At 59.1% G+C, this 13,530-nt stretch carries 16 protein-coding genes; 5 read left to right on the forward strand and 11 right to left on the reverse strand.

Going from position 1 to position 13,530, the window contains the following annotated elements:
* Positions 1–105: 105 nt before the first annotated feature.
* Positions 106–996 (reverse strand): AraC family transcriptional regulator, encoded by an 891-nt coding sequence (locus tag ACA074_RS19785; RefSeq protein ID WP_489879021.1) that lies wholly within the window; start codon positions 994–996, stop codon positions 106–108.
* Positions 997–1,186: 190 nt separating this feature from the next.
* Between ACA074_RS19785 and ACA074_RS19790 the strand changes: the two genes are divergently transcribed.
* Positions 1,187–2,239 (forward strand): NAD(P)-dependent alcohol dehydrogenase, encoded by a 1,053-nt coding sequence (locus ACA074_RS19790; RefSeq protein WP_305439102.1) that lies wholly within the window; start codon positions 1,187–1,189, stop codon positions 2,237–2,239.
* 4 nt (positions 2,240–2,243) lie between these two features.
* Here ACA074_RS19790 and ACA074_RS19795 read toward each other — a convergent pair whose 3' ends face one another.
* The 10 genes from ACA074_RS19795 to ACA074_RS19840 all read right to left on the reverse strand — a co-directional run bounded on the left by ACA074_RS19795 (position 2,244) and on the right by ACA074_RS19840 (position 10,687).
* Positions 2,244–3,047, reverse strand: a complete 804-nt coding sequence (locus ACA074_RS19795) for an IclR family transcriptional regulator (protein WP_187677764.1) — start codon at positions 3,045–3,047, stop codon at positions 2,244–2,246.
* A 60-nt stretch (positions 3,048–3,107) separates the two neighbouring features.
* Positions 3,108–4,418, reverse strand: coding sequence for an MFS transporter (locus tag ACA074_RS19800; RefSeq protein ID WP_497677642.1), 1,311 nt, complete (start codon positions 4,416–4,418; stop codon positions 3,108–3,110).
* A gap of 96 nt (positions 4,419–4,514) precedes the next feature.
* Complete coding sequence (gene dgoD / locus ACA074_RS19805) at positions 4,515–5,663, reverse strand: galactonate dehydratase (RefSeq protein ID WP_008085519.1); 1,149 nt, start codon at positions 5,661–5,663, stop codon at positions 4,515–4,517.
* 61 nt (positions 5,664–5,724) lie between these two features.
* Positions 5,725–6,345, reverse strand: coding sequence for a 2-dehydro-3-deoxy-6-phosphogalactonate aldolase (locus ACA074_RS19810; protein ID WP_489879019.1), 621 nt, complete (start codon positions 6,343–6,345; stop codon positions 5,725–5,727).
* Between the two features lie 19 nt (positions 6,346–6,364).
* Positions 6,365–7,354, reverse strand: coding sequence for a 2-dehydro-3-deoxygalactonokinase (locus ACA074_RS19815; RefSeq protein WP_497615111.1), 990 nt, complete (start codon positions 7,352–7,354; stop codon positions 6,365–6,367).
* Between the two features lie 251 nt (positions 7,355–7,605).
* A complete protein-coding gene (locus ACA074_RS19820; RefSeq protein ID WP_401270820.1) occupies positions 7,606–8,163 on the reverse strand; it encodes a hypothetical protein in 558 nt (185 codons plus the stop codon).
* Positions 8,160–8,888, reverse strand: coding sequence for an alpha/beta hydrolase (locus tag ACA074_RS19825; protein WP_401270822.1), 729 nt, complete (start codon positions 8,886–8,888; stop codon positions 8,160–8,162). Before ACA074_RS19825 ends, ACA074_RS19820 begins: the two co-directional genes overlap by 4 nt.
* Before the next feature lie 5 nt (positions 8,889–8,893).
* Entirely contained in the window at positions 8,894–9,388 is a 495-nt protein-coding gene (locus ACA074_RS19830; protein ID WP_401270825.1) for a PAAR domain-containing protein, read from the reverse strand.
* On the reverse strand, positions 9,385–10,047 hold the full coding sequence (locus ACA074_RS19835) for a hypothetical protein (RefSeq protein WP_497677643.1): 663 nt from the start codon (positions 10,045–10,047) through the stop codon (positions 9,385–9,387). The genes ACA074_RS19830 and ACA074_RS19835 overlap by 4 nt, the downstream gene beginning before the upstream one ends.
* A gap of 160 nt (positions 10,048–10,207) precedes the next feature.
* Positions 10,208–10,687 carry a GNAT family N-acetyltransferase gene (locus ACA074_RS19840; protein WP_064588662.1) on the reverse strand — a complete coding sequence of 160 codons (480 nt, stop codon included), beginning with the start codon at positions 10,685–10,687 and terminating at the stop codon, positions 10,208–10,210.
* A 109-nt stretch (positions 10,688–10,796) separates the two neighbouring features.
* Here ACA074_RS19840 and ACA074_RS19845 point away from each other — a divergent pair, with 109 nt between their 5' ends.
* The 4 genes from ACA074_RS19845 (at position 10,797) to ACA074_RS19860 (ending at position 13,477) form a co-directional block, all read left to right on the forward strand.
* Positions 10,797–11,450 carry an HD domain-containing protein gene (locus tag ACA074_RS19845; protein ID WP_497677644.1) on the forward strand — a complete coding sequence of 218 codons (654 nt, stop codon included), beginning with the start codon at positions 10,797–10,799 and terminating at the stop codon, positions 11,448–11,450.
* 110 nt (positions 11,451–11,560) lie between these two features.
* Positions 11,561–12,757, forward strand: a complete 1,197-nt coding sequence (locus tag ACA074_RS19850; protein WP_489879015.1) for an MFS transporter — start codon at positions 11,561–11,563, stop codon at positions 12,755–12,757.
* A gap of 82 nt (positions 12,758–12,839) precedes the next feature.
* Positions 12,840–13,178 carry a hypothetical protein gene (locus ACA074_RS19855; protein WP_187677775.1) on the forward strand — a complete coding sequence of 113 codons (339 nt, stop codon included), beginning with the start codon at positions 12,840–12,842 and terminating at the stop codon, positions 13,176–13,178.
* A gap of 44 nt (positions 13,179–13,222) precedes the next feature.
* The gene (locus ACA074_RS19860) at positions 13,223–13,477 is read left to right on the forward strand and encodes a hypothetical protein (protein WP_123453211.1); all 255 of its coding nucleotides are present in this window, start codon (positions 13,223–13,225) and stop codon (positions 13,475–13,477) included.
* Positions 13,478–13,530: the final 53 nt, after the last annotated feature.

Below are 13,530 nucleotides of genomic sequence, written 5' to 3' on the forward strand. Positions count from 1 at the left end.
TGTAGGAGTGAGCCTGCTCGCGATAGCAGTAAACCAGTCGACATCATGTCATCTGGTACGCCGCTATCGCGAGCAGGCTCACTCCCACAGGGATTGTGTAAATCCTCAGGCCGCGCGCTCCTCTCCGGGGCTGCGCTCAAAGTAACGCTTATATTCACGGCTGAACTGCGAAGTACTCTGATACCCGACCCGATGCGCCACCTGCGCCACACCCAGGCCCTCCGCCACCAGCAGCGTTTGCGCCTTAAGCAAGCGCAGGCGCTTCAGATACTGCACCGGCGACAACAACGTGCTGCGCTTGAAATGTTCATGAAACGTCGAAACGCTCATGTTCGCGCAACTGGCCAGGGTCTCGACGTTCAACGGCTCGGTGTAGTGCGCGTGCAAATGACTGATCGATGCCGCGACCCGGGCAAACTGCCCCTGCTGCTCGACCAGCGCCCGCAACACATCAGCCTGCGGACCGCGCAGGGCGACGAAGAGCAATTCGCGAATCCGCGCCGGCCCCAGAATCTGGCACTCCAGCGGATCGTGCAGACATTGCAGCAGCCGCTCGACGCAACCCCGCATGTCATCGTCAAGCACCACCGAGGTCATCGACTCAGGTGTCTGCGCTGGAATATGCCGCCCCGGCGCCAGCCCCATCGCCAATACCAATTCACCCAGCAAGACACGGTCGATCGCCACCGAAATCCCCAGTAACGGCGCATCCGGCAAGGCAAAGGTTTCGCATTCGAAAGGCACCGGCAGCGCCTGAATCAGATAGTGCCCGGCGCCATACTCCATGGTGCGCGGCCCGAGAAACGCCAGTTTGCTGCCCTGGGCGATGATCATCAGGCTCGGCTCATAAATGTGCGGGCCACGGGCAACGTCGCAACTGGCGCGCAACACCTGCACACCCGGCAGCCCGGTCTGGGAATAACCGTCGCGCAGCGCCAGCGGTTCGATCAACGAAACCAGCGTGGCGTTGGCATCAAGGTGACGGGTCAATTGCATCGACATGTTCTTCACAAAAACCACGGAAAAAGGGATGAAAGCATCATCGCAGATCCTTTTGCCAATGCGACCGATCAAAGCCGCATGCCGGAGGATTAGGCATGAGACCCGGAGGAATCGTCATGGCCGGACAGGCGGACGGCGCCCAAAATGCGCCGCCTCACTTGTTACTGCTTTTGCGAGGTTTCACATGTATACCGCCATCGGCTATGCCGCCCAATCGGCCACCACGCCCCTCGCCCCGATGAAATTCGAACGCCGCAGCCCTCGGGCCGACGACGTGGCGATCGAGATCCTGTATTGCGGCGTCTGCCACTCCGACATTCACCAGGCGCGCAACGAATGGGGCATCGCTGTTTACCCGTTGATGCCCGGCCACGAGATCGTAGGAAAAGTCACCGCCATCGGTGCGAATGTCACTAAACACAAAGTAGGCGATCTGGTCGGCGTTGGCTGCATGGTCGACTCCTGCCGCTCCTGCGAAGCCTGCCAAGCGAACCTTGAGCAATACTGCCTCGAAGGTCCGACCATGACTTACGCCACCCCGGACCGGGTCGACGGCAGCAACACCATGGGCGGCTACTCCGACAGCATCGTCGTCAGCGAGCACTTTGTTGTACGCATTCCGGAGCGTCTGGCGTTGGCCAGCGCCGCGCCGATCCTCTGCGCCGGCATCACCACTTATTCGCCGCTCAAGCACTACGGCGTGAAGGCTGGCGACAAGGTCGGGATTCTCGGCATGGGCGGCCTCGGCCATATGGGCATCAAGTTCGCCAAGGCGATGGGCGCCGAAGTGACGCTGTTCACCCGTTCGGCAAGCAAAGCTGAAGAAGGCCGTCGTCAGGGCGCCGATCATGTGATCGTGTCCACCGATGCCGAGCAGATGAAAGCTGCGGCGGGTTACTTCGACTTCCTGCTCGACACCATTCCGGTGCAGCACGACCTGAACCCGTACCTCGACACCCTGCGTTTCGACGGTGTGCACATTCTGGTCGGTCTGATCGAGCCGGTTGATCCACCGGTACACGCCGGCAAACTGGTGATGAGTCGCCGCGTGCTGGCCGGTTCGCTGATCGGTGGCGTCGCCGAAACTCAGGAAGTGCTGGATTTCTGCGCCGAGCACAACATCACCTGCGACATTGAAATGCTCGACATCCGCGAGATCAATGAGGCGTACGCCCGCATGATTGCCGGTGACGTGAAATACCGCTTCGTGATCGACATGGCGACCCTGAAAGTCTGATCCTTCAGACCTTCAATCCCAGCTCCGCCGATAGCCGGGCTGTGACCCCTTTGATCAGGGGAATCAGCTCGGCCATTTTTTCCAGAGGCATATAAGGCACAGTGCTGGCGATACTGATCGCCGCCACAATGCGCTTGCTCGCATCACGGATCGGCGCCGCCACACAACGAATCGACGGTTCGTTGTCTTCCAGATCGAACGCGTAGCCACCGACCACATACTCGGTCATCCGCTGTTCAACCTGTTCCCACGACTGTTGTGGGTGCTGCGGCCAGAACTGACTTTTCCCACCCGCCGGAAGACTGATGTCGTACAGACGTTGCCAATCCTGCGGCGTGTCGTCGAGCATCAACGCCTTGCCGATCCCGGTGCGTGCCAGAGGCATGCGATGGCCAACCCGCGAACGCATCTCCGGGCCGTTGCGCCCTGGATTCTTCAGCAGATACAGCACTTCGTCGCCTTCACGAATCCCCAGGTGAACCGTGTCACCGGTCAGTGCCGACAACTCATCCAGATACGGCCCGGCCAACGTCACCAGCGGCAACTCTTCGCGTGCCTGGAAACCCAGCTCGATCAGCTTCGGCCCCAACAGATAACCGATTTGCGGCACAACACGCAGATAACGCTCATCCACCAGACAACTGGCCAGACGATGGGTGGTGCTGCGTGTGGTGCCGATCAGCCGGGCGATCTCCTTGAGATCCCGCGCGCCACTGGCCACGGCCTGCACCACACCCAGCCCGCGAAGTAGCGTCTGAGTGCCGGTGGGCGCGGCGTCCTTGGTTTTTTCCGGGGCGTCTTCCTGCATATCCAGCCTTTACCGTTGAGCGAGGGAACGGGCGGCATTATGGTCGCCCGACGCTGAGCACTACAACTCGATACGTTCGACCTTGCCCACCAGCAGCACGTAGGACAAAGCGCCGATCAATGCGAGAACCGCGATATAAGTGATCGCCGGGGCAAAGGAATCACCGCTGGCGAGGAATCCGATCACGATCGGCGTGGCAATCGCCGAGAGGTTACCGATGAAATTAAACACCCCACCGGTCAAGCCGAGCAGGCGTGCCGGTGCCAGTGTCGACACCAGCGACCAGGTGATCGACGCCAACCCATTACCGAAAAACGCCAGCGCCAGAAAGGCAATCACCAGCGGCGTCGACTCAACGAAGTTGGCGCCAATGATCGAGGTGGAAATCAGCAGCCCGCCAATGATCGGCAACTTGCGCGCGAAACCGACGGTGTAACCACGGCGGATCAAAAAGTCGGAAAAGAACCCCGAACACAACACGCCAACGAACGCTGCGAGAAACGGCAGCGACGCCAACAGGCCGGATTTGATGAAGTCCATGCCGCGATATTTCACGAGGTAGGTCGGGAACCACGTCAGGAAAAACCACAGCGTCGAGTTCAGGCAGAACTGGCCGAGATAGATGCCCCACAACTTGCGTTTAGTGAGAACGATGCCGAGATCGGTCCAACTGAATTTGGCTTTGACCTTGGCGCTCTCGGCCTGAATATCCACCAACCCGCCGCCCTCGCGGATCAGGTCGATTTCTGCATCGTTGACGCCTTTGAAATCACGCGGCTCGCGATACACCGCGTACCAGATCGCCGCCCAGACAATGCCCACCGCGCCGGTTGCAATAAATACCATGTGCCAGCCGAATTCGTGTTGCAGCCAGGCTAGCACCGGGGTGAGGAACGCCAATCCGACGAACTGTCCAGACGTGTAGAAACCAATCGCCGTGGCGCGCTCGCGCTCGGGGAACCACGTCGTGACCACGCGGCTGTTGATCGGATAGGCCGGTGCTTCCAGCGCACCGACCGCCATGCGCAACACGAACAGCGCGATGAAACTGGCAGCGAAACCAAGCATCACCGTGGCCAGTGACCACAGCAGCAATGCGACGCTATAAAGGATGCGCGGCGGCACCCGGTCCACCAGCCAGCCGCCGGGAATCTGCATCGCGGCGTAGGTCCAGCCGAACGCCGAGAAAATCAGGCCGACATGAATTGGATCGATGCCCAGCTCACTGGTCAGCGCCGGTGCGGCAATCGACAGGTTACTGCGGTCGAGGTAGTTGATGACCACGGTGATAAACAGCAACACCATGATGAAAAACCGCTTACGGCTAGGCGTGACTAAAGACGCCTGCCCGATGAGGGTTTGCGGTTGCATGGGGAGTGCCTCTTTTTATGTTTATTGAGGTCAGAAGATCGCTCCCACGCAGAGCGTGGGAACGATCAGCACCGCCAGCGGTGGGTCAGGGATGACTCACCACTCGGCAAAGCTGCCATCGGCATGGCGCCAGATCGGGTTGCGCCAGCGGTGACCGACGGCCGCACGCTCGATCACGTATTCCTCGTTGATCTCGATGCCCAACCCCGGCCCGTTCGGAATCTTCACGAAGCCCTTGTCGTAATCGAACACTCGCGGATCCTTCACGTAGTCGAGCAAGTCGTTGCTCTCGTTGTAATGGATACCCAGGCTCTGCTCCTGGATAAACGCGTTGTAACAAACCGCGTCGAGTTGCAAACACGCTGCCAGTGCAATCGGCCCCAGCGGGCAATGCAGCGCCAGCGCCACGTCGTAGGCTTCGGCCATGTTGGCGATCTTGCGGGTTTCGGTGATGCCGCCGGCATGCGACGCATCCGGCTGAATGATGTCGACGTAACCTTCACTCAACACCCGTTTAAAGTCCCAGCGCGAGAACAGCCGCTCACCGAGAGCAATCGGCGTGCTGGTCAACGGCGCCAGTTCTTTCAGTGCTTCGTAGTTTTCGCTAAGCACTGGCTCTTCGATAAACATCAGTTTGTACGGGTCGAGTTCCTTCATCAGCACCTTGGCCATCGGCTTGTGTACCCGGCCATGGAAGTCGACGCCAATGCCGACGTTCGGCCCGACCGCATCACGCACGGCGGCCACGTTAGCCAAGGCGAGGTCGACTTTTTCGAAAGTATCGAGGAACTGCAGCTCTTCGGTGCCGTTCATCTTCACCGCGGTAAAACCACGGCTCACCGCTTCTTTCGCCGCGCGTGCGGTGTCGGCCGGACGGTCGCCGCCGATCCACGAATACACACGGATCTTGTCGCGCACCTGACCGCCCAGCAGATCGCTGACCGAGACACCGAGCGCCTTGCCCTTGATGTCCCACAACGCCTGGTCGATACCGGCCAGTGCGCTCATGTGAATCGCGCCGCCGCGATAGAAACCGCCGCGGTACAACACCGTCCAGATATCTTCGATGTTGCGTGGGTCTTTGCCGATCAGGTAGTCGGACAATTCTTCAACGGCAGCGGCAACCGTGTGCGCGCGACCCTCGACGACAGGCTCGCCCCAACCGGTCACGCCCTCATCGGTTTCAACCTTGAGGAAGCACCAGCGCGGCGGGACGATGAAGGTGGTGAGTTTGGTGATTTTCATCTCTGCTCTCTTTTTGTAAATGCAGCTCTTATAGATGCAGCGCACGCAGCGCCAAAAGTTCTTAGCGAAGGGCTTTCCAGGCAGCAACGTAGGCCTTGGCATTGACCGCAACCTGCTGCGGCGTCATCCCCGGTTTGAACAGGCCGGAACCGAGTCCGAAGCCTTTCACACCCGCGTCAATAAACGCTTGCATGTTGTCCGGCGTGATCCCGCCGACCGGCGCCAGCACCGTTCCAGAAGGCAACACCGCCAGCCAGGCTTTAACGACTGCCGGGCCCATCTGCTCGGCCGGGAACAGCTTGAGAATGTCCGCGCCCTCCTCCAGCGCCGCGAACGCTTCAGTGGGTGTGGCCACGCCCGGCGAGAGGAACAAACCCGCCGCTTTTGCTGCGCGCAAGACCTTGGCATCGCTGTGCGGCATGACGATCACTTGGCCGCCAGCCGCTTTCACTTGCTCGACCTGCTCCGGGGTCAACACCGTGCCGGCGCCGATCAGGCAATCGGCGGGCAACGTCGTGCGCAGGATGCGGATACTTTCGTACGGCGAAGGGGAATTGAGCGGTACTTCGATGACGCGAAATCCGGCGGCATACAGGACTTCTCCGACAGCGGCAGCTTCCTGCGGATGCAGGCCGCGCAGAATCGCGATCAGACCGTTTTGTGCCAATGCTTGCTTGAGCATGTCAGGCCTCCAGTCAGGGTTAACGGGATGAGGAATCGATCAGTCCGGCGGCCAGCGCCAGTTGCCATAAGCCACGCTCGGTGGCCTGCTCGGCCAGCGTCACCTTGGCGAACCCGCAGGCATCGAGGGCACGGCTATAGCGCGCGCAGAGTTGCGCGTTGCCGATAAGGACGATCGAAGGAAGGTGCACGCTGTTGCGTCGATGCCGCTGAACCGTGGCGAGTGCCGCCAGTTCATGGCCAATCATCAGGCCCGACAGGTAATCCGCTTGCGCCGTCGGGCTGAGTTCACCGGTCAGGCCCAGCGTTCGCGCACTGAATAAAGTCGAGAGCACGCCGAGCTCACCGTCCGCCGACAGCGCAACCTGCACGCCCCGGTCAAACGCCTGACCATCGAACGTCGCGCCTTGCTGTTGAGTACGGCCGAGGATGCTGTGATCACTGAGCACGGCGAACACTTCGCCGGTCATGAAGGTGTCGAAATGCGTGATGCGGCCATCGACCACTTCCACCCATTTCGAATGACTGCCCGGCAGGCCGATCAACACTTCGTTGCCCGCCTCCACCGGAAGATTCTGCAGAACACCGAGGACTTGAGTCTCTTCGCCACGCATCACATTCGGCAGTCGCGAACGCTGAATCACGCCCGGCACGATATGCACCCGCGTGCCGCGAAGACTGACAACTGTTTGTAGGGAGTTTCCGAGATTGGCGACGTTCGCCGGCGTTTCGCAGTAGGCCGCTTCACGCCAGCCCTGCGCGCTGCCGACCATGCCGCAGGCGATCACCGGCAGATCCGGCTGTGCATCGAGCCAGTCGCCACAAGCCTCGTCAAAGGCCAGTTCAAAACCGTCGGCACATTCGCGACCGTTGATGACTCGCGGGGTCTTCGGCAACTGCATGATCCCGGACGACAGCGAACGCTGCTCCAGCACCACACCGCCCGCCGCGAGTTTGTAAGCACGTAATGAGGTCGTCCCCCAATCGAGCGCGATCAATTGCGCCAGCATCGCTTCACCTGTTTTGTTTTTGGCAGTGAGTGCGACGGACTATAGACCTCTCAAACAGTAAATCTCAATATGTAATTTTACATCCCATATTTTGGGATGAAATCAGTTCATTTTGTCCACCGCTGAACGACGTCCAGATTCTTGTTAATCAGGACCCTCACCGTTTCGTGCTCGCTGGAACCCACCTCATGTGTGTGGCCTTTGTCGTCAGTTATTCCGGGCTCCTGGCGTCCGTCACCGCGGATGATGGATTACTCGGACGCGGGGGATACCGTTTCACCTTTGACTGAGTCGTCCACCAAGGCAGACAGAATGTCTGCAACAGGAATAAACATCGATTGCGTGTAGTAAGCCTTATAACCTGTGGCCGTGATGACCACCTTGCATGGAATACTTTGCTTACCTACCAATAGTTTTTCCAACTCCTCCCGACTCAAATACGTCGACGATCTTTTCTTTTCTGCCACGTTCTTGACGGCAATCCTTGCCGTGTAAGCAAATCCTGCTTGCCTCAAAGGTTCTTTGTTTTCTTCGATTAACCCCATCGCGGCTTTTGAAATCGTGTGTTCAACAGAGAAATCCGTATCCTCGCCTAACGCACAGATGAAAACCTGGTCATAGCTGTTCGCTTTCTTTTCTCGCCTGAAAAGCTCCAGCAATTCCATATCCGAATAAAAATTCACATCAAAAAAAATGTTTTCCGAACGAGATTGAATCGATTCGAATTCCAACTTCGCCGACCTTATGTCATGGGACTTTGCGCAGGACACGCACAGCAGCGACGCCACGATCAGCAGTGCAAATCTCATGCTCCTTCTCCCAAATAACCAGCGATAGAGTCCGCAGATAAGTCCAAAGCAGATTGCCCGCACTCCAACCGGGTTTCATACAGAACTCTCGCCGAATAGTGGTTGAACCTGACAATCCCCATGACATCCGGACCTGACTCGATATCCCACTTACCCCCCATCCAGGCAACGACGTCGGTCCGATCCATCTCAACAGGCTCGGCTCGAACATTGATCCATTTTTCAGCCTTGGGTGTTGGCTCCGACCAATAAATATCCGAGATCAATGCAACCATCACTCCTTCACCAACGGGGTCCAACGTAACGAGCATTTTAACGATGTAACCTTTGTCGGTCAGAATCTGAGACAAATGCGCGCCGTTCCATCCACCCAGGCTGTGACCAACGATGTACACGTGCGCGGACTTGTGAGGAAGCTTGGAAAACACAAATTCCTCAAGATCGGAATCCCCTTTGACGTCGTTGTAGCCCATGTAATGCCGTTGGAATTTATCGCCGTATTTCGGCCCCAGTCGCCCCTCCAACGCCTCCATGGCCCTTAAGGTGTAGTTACTCGGACCATCGCCATAGTAACTTTCCGAATCACCTGCCCCACCGATGAAAAACGCTACGACTTCTCTCGCAAGCGTCACAGGTTTGGCGGTCTGGTCTTCTTTGGTTGTGAGTTCGTGGCTGGCTACCAGTCTCCCGATGCATCCTTGAACGGCTCCGGCTTGGGCTCCCATCGGTGTTACTCCACGTACAGTTTGATTGTTTCTTTGAGATGCGAGCTAACAGTGTGGGTGTGCCCCGCTGCGTCGGTGACGCCTCGCTCCAGCGTTCCATCCGCCCGCTCGATGACATACGCGATATAGGAAAGCGGTTCGCCGCTGGTTTCATCAACGATCTGCATCCGATCATTAAAATGCACCGGCATCGGCAACAACCCACTAAACGCCGCCCCGCCGCCGCTCTGGCCAATAATCACAGTCCCTGAGCCACCGACGACGACATTGCCATGCCCGCCGGTGCTGTCGAGCGTGGCGGCGTTCAGGCCGTTGATGAACACAGTGCCGGAGACAGCGCCAGTAATCGGACTGCCACATGCTGACTTGTCGGTCATGCGCGCAGCGGCGAGGCCGTCGAAGAAGACGTTCGGCGAGCCGGAGACGATCGGGTTGGTGCCATGGCCAGGCAGTGGGCAGGCGGTCGGGTCGGTGACGCGTGCGGCGGGTTTACCACTCAATTCAAAGCTCCTTGCTTCAGAGGTTCCGGGTGCGGCTGATGGATATCGATGTCGGTCGCGGCGAAGCGCCAGCGATTGTCGACGGGGTCGAACAGGGCGTGGCAATGCTCACGGCTGTCGGGAGATGCAGCGGTTTGCAGATGTCGCCAGGCTTCGTCGGTTTGCCAAAGCAAATCGGCGGGGGTGGCGTCGTCGAGTTCGTTGAGCCAAGCGTTGTAATTGTGCAGGTGAATCAGGTCGTAGGTTGATTGCAGCAACTCGGCCATTTGCGCGCCGAGGTCCAGATGATGTTCGGCAGTCCACTGGCCAATCTCGGAGTAGACGTACCACCCCATCGGCATCAGCGCGCCGTCCTTGAGCAACGAATGACCGGCCGGGGCGACGAAGCCGCAGCAAATGTGCAGCGTCAGCCAGCCTTGTTGGACGTCGATAAACACTGTGGGATCAAAGCTGCGCAGGGGGATCACGCGATAAGCATCGAGCCCTTCGCTGCGCGCCATCAACTCGGCGTCGAGCCGAGACACAAACGCACGGATGGCTTTGCCGCCCGTGCGACTGACGACGCAGAGGATGTCTACCGGTTGACGCTGGGGGTTGTCGCTGGAGCCCGAGTTTTTCACCAGGCCATACAAACGCATTGACGCCCGTAATCCGCTCATCGCCGGTCACTCATTGACACAGCGAAGGCTCCACGGGCGTGGAGAAATTTTGCCAGAGGCATTGCAGGTGTCGTCCGTGAGCGCGCAAAAATGGCGCGTAGAATGCCGGACTAGAGGGCTGGCGACAATCGAATTAGCACTGGATCGCCATCATTGTTGTTCAGCCCTCGGCGAACTCGCGCAACACCTTGCCATCCATGCGATACCTCACCCATTCTTCCTGCGGCTGGGCACCGAGGGATTTGTAGAAGTCGATGGCCGGCGTGTTCCATTCCAGGACACTCCACTCGAAGCGTCCGCAGTCGTTGTCGCAGGCGATTTTTGCCAGATGGCGCAGCAGGGTTTTGCCGGCGCCGCCGCCACGTTGCTCGGGGGTGATGTAGAGGTCTTCGAGGTACAGGCAGTTGCTGCCGAGCCAGGTGGAGTAGCTGAAGAAGAACACGGCGAAACCAATGGGCAGGCCGTCGCGCAGGCAGATCAGGCCATGGGCGGTGGCGCCTTCGCCGAACAGGCTGCGCTCGATGTCGGTAACGCTGGCGATAACTTCGTGGCGGGCTTTTTCGAAATCTGCCAGTTCGGTGATGAACGCGAGGATTTGCGGAGCATCGCTGGGGGTCGCCGGGCGGATCTCGATCGTCATGGACGGGCCTTGTTGGAAATGGAAAGCGCCATACTAAGGCGCCATTGCTTTTGTGGCGAGAGAGCTTGCTCCCTCGCCACAGACACCCACCTCAACTGAAAGAGTGTTTATGTCTGCCAGCGCTTTTACTCCACTGATGACTCTTGCGGAAGATCTGCTACCCCACGCGCTCGAACCCTCAGACGACGGTGCTCACGACCTCGCCCACCTGCAACGGGTCTGGCACAACGTGCGTACGTTGCAGGCCGAGGAAGGCGGGGATCTTGAAGTATTGCTGGCGGCTGTGCTGTTGCACGATTGCGTCGCCATTGAAAAGAACTCGCCGTTGCGCTCGCAAGCCTCGCGCCTGGCAGCGAAAAAAGCTTGGGCAGTGTTGGCCGACCTTAAATGGCCCGAAGACAAAATCAACACTGTCGCCCACGCCATCGAAGCCCACAGCTTTTCCGCCAACATCACGCCAATCACCCTCGAAGCAAAAATCGTCCAGGACGCCGACCGTCTCGATTCCCTCGGTATGCTCGGCGTCGCCCGCACCTTCTACGTGGCCGGGCGCATGGGATCGGCTTTGTACGACCCGCAGGATCCAGAGGCGAAATATCGCGATTACAACGACACACGGTTCTGCCTGGATCACTTCCAGACCAAACTGCTGCACCTCGCCGACGGTTTCCAGACCGCCGCCGGCCAGCGCCTGGCGCAGATTCGTCATCAACGCCTGAAAGGCTTCATGGAGCAGTTCAAGGAAGAGATTGGTATCGCCTGAACGCATTACTCCGGCCCGCAACGATCCTGACTTCACCAAGCTCAGACCTAAGCCTGGCGCCGGGCGTGTTAGATAGATGACGCTCAATGCTCCGGTCAAGGAACGCGTCAATGTCTCAAGCCACACCCAAGGTGTCGGGCAAGCTGTTCGGCCTGTTCTGCCTCGCCAGTTACCTGCTGTCGCTGTCCTACGGTTCGACGTTTCTGCTGTCGTTGTTGATCGGCTCGCGCGGCGGCAATGAACACGACGCCGGCAGCGTGATTTCTGCGGCGATGTTCAGCACGTTTGCGGCAGTGCTGGTGTCCGGGCACCTGTCGGATCTGCTTGGCGCGGCGCGTTCGATTGCGTTGTTCGGTCTGCTGCTGGTGGCGGCCAGCCTGGGCTTTGCGATGACGCCGGGGTTCGGTCATCTGTTGCTGTTTTTCGGTTTGTTGCTGGGGTTGGGCTGGGGGGTGTTTTACACCTTGGGGCCGATCATTGTCGCCAGTCTGGTGACCCCGGCGCAGCGGGCGAAATATTTTGCCTTGCTGTCGGGGAGCATGATGACCGGGATCGGCAGCGGCCCGTTGCTCGGAAGGATGGCCGGTGCGCTGGGCTTGCCGGTGACGTCGGCGTTCTATCTGGCGGCACTGGCGAGCCTGATCGGCGTGTTGTTGTTCTGGCGGCTCGGTGCTCGCCTGCAAAGCCCCCAAACCATGTCCTCCGCCAGAATCACTTGGCGAGCGACCACTCAAGTACTCGGTTCCCGCGCGCTGTTTCCGATCATCATGGTCGGTCTCGGCGGTTGCGTGTTCGGTGGTCTGTCGAGCTTCCAGACCACTTATGCCGCTACCCGCTCGCTGGATTATTCGCTGTTCTTTCTCGGCTTCATGAGCGCGGCAATCAGCAGCCGGATGCTGATCGCCGGCTTCGTGGTCAAGCGTGATCCACTGCGTGCGTCGTGTCTGCTGTCGGGGCTGATGCTCGGCTCGATTGTGCTGTTTGCGTTCGGCGTACACAGCGGTTTCGCTTATCTGCTGGCGGCGGTGATGCTGGGTGTCGGTTACGGACTTACTTATTCGGTGATCAACGGACTGGCCGCCAACGAAGCACCGAATGGCACGACTTCGCAGGCGTTGCTGCTGTTCAGTCTTTCCTATTTTGTTGGCGTTTTTGGCTTTCCATTATTGGCCGGGAAAATCATCGTTGAACACGGCATGGCGACGCTGCTACTCACGGTGTTGGCGGTCGCGCTGCTGAACTGGTTGATCACCCTCGGCCGATTACTCTGGCGCCGGATCAATGTCAAAACCGCACAAGCGATGTAGACCGTTCGTCGATCATCAGGCACCAATCCAAAACCAGGGCAGACCAACACAAGGTAAGGATTCCAATCACTGGAGAAGCCCTATGATTCCGTCAAGGTTGACCGCTCTTGTCTTCACCGCCCTGCTCTGCCCCGCAGCCTTCGCTGCAACCGCGGCAGGTACCGGCCCTACCGATCCGACCCCTCCGCGAGCCCCCGCCATCAACAGTGCCCCCGGCATGAATACCGATGGCTCGGGTGTTCCGTTGATCAACCAGCCCCCAGCCACCGGCACCGATCCTCGCACGCAAGGCAGTGATCCCGGTCGCCAGGGCGGCATGAACACCCCGGATTCCCCTGCAACGCCAGACAACGCCGGCCCCGGCGTCGGCTCGAAAACCACCACCGGTGGCTCGGGTTCCGAAGGGTCCGGTCAGCAGTAGTTCGCCGACGCGAGCGTCCTATTCACATCCATGAAGAGGTAACCATGAACGTCGATAAAAACCTGGAAAAAGAAGTCCTCACCCGCCTGCTGCACGCTCACCCGAGTGGACTGGGCAAGGAGGTGCTGGACAATTACCGGGGCGAGAAAGTCGTGGCCAGCGCCCTCGCCGCTTTGCAGGAACGTGGACTGATTCACCATGGTCATGTGACCTGCAACGAGGCCGGCGAACATTCATTGCACCTGCCGATCAAGCTCAGTGCCGCCGGGGTTGAAGCGGCGCGCAAACTCGATAGCTGACACCGTCTGACCCTGTAGGAGTCGCCGCAGGCTGCTCCTACAAGGGCCTGTGA

The organism is Pseudomonas sp. LBUM1655 (assembly GCF_059716085.1).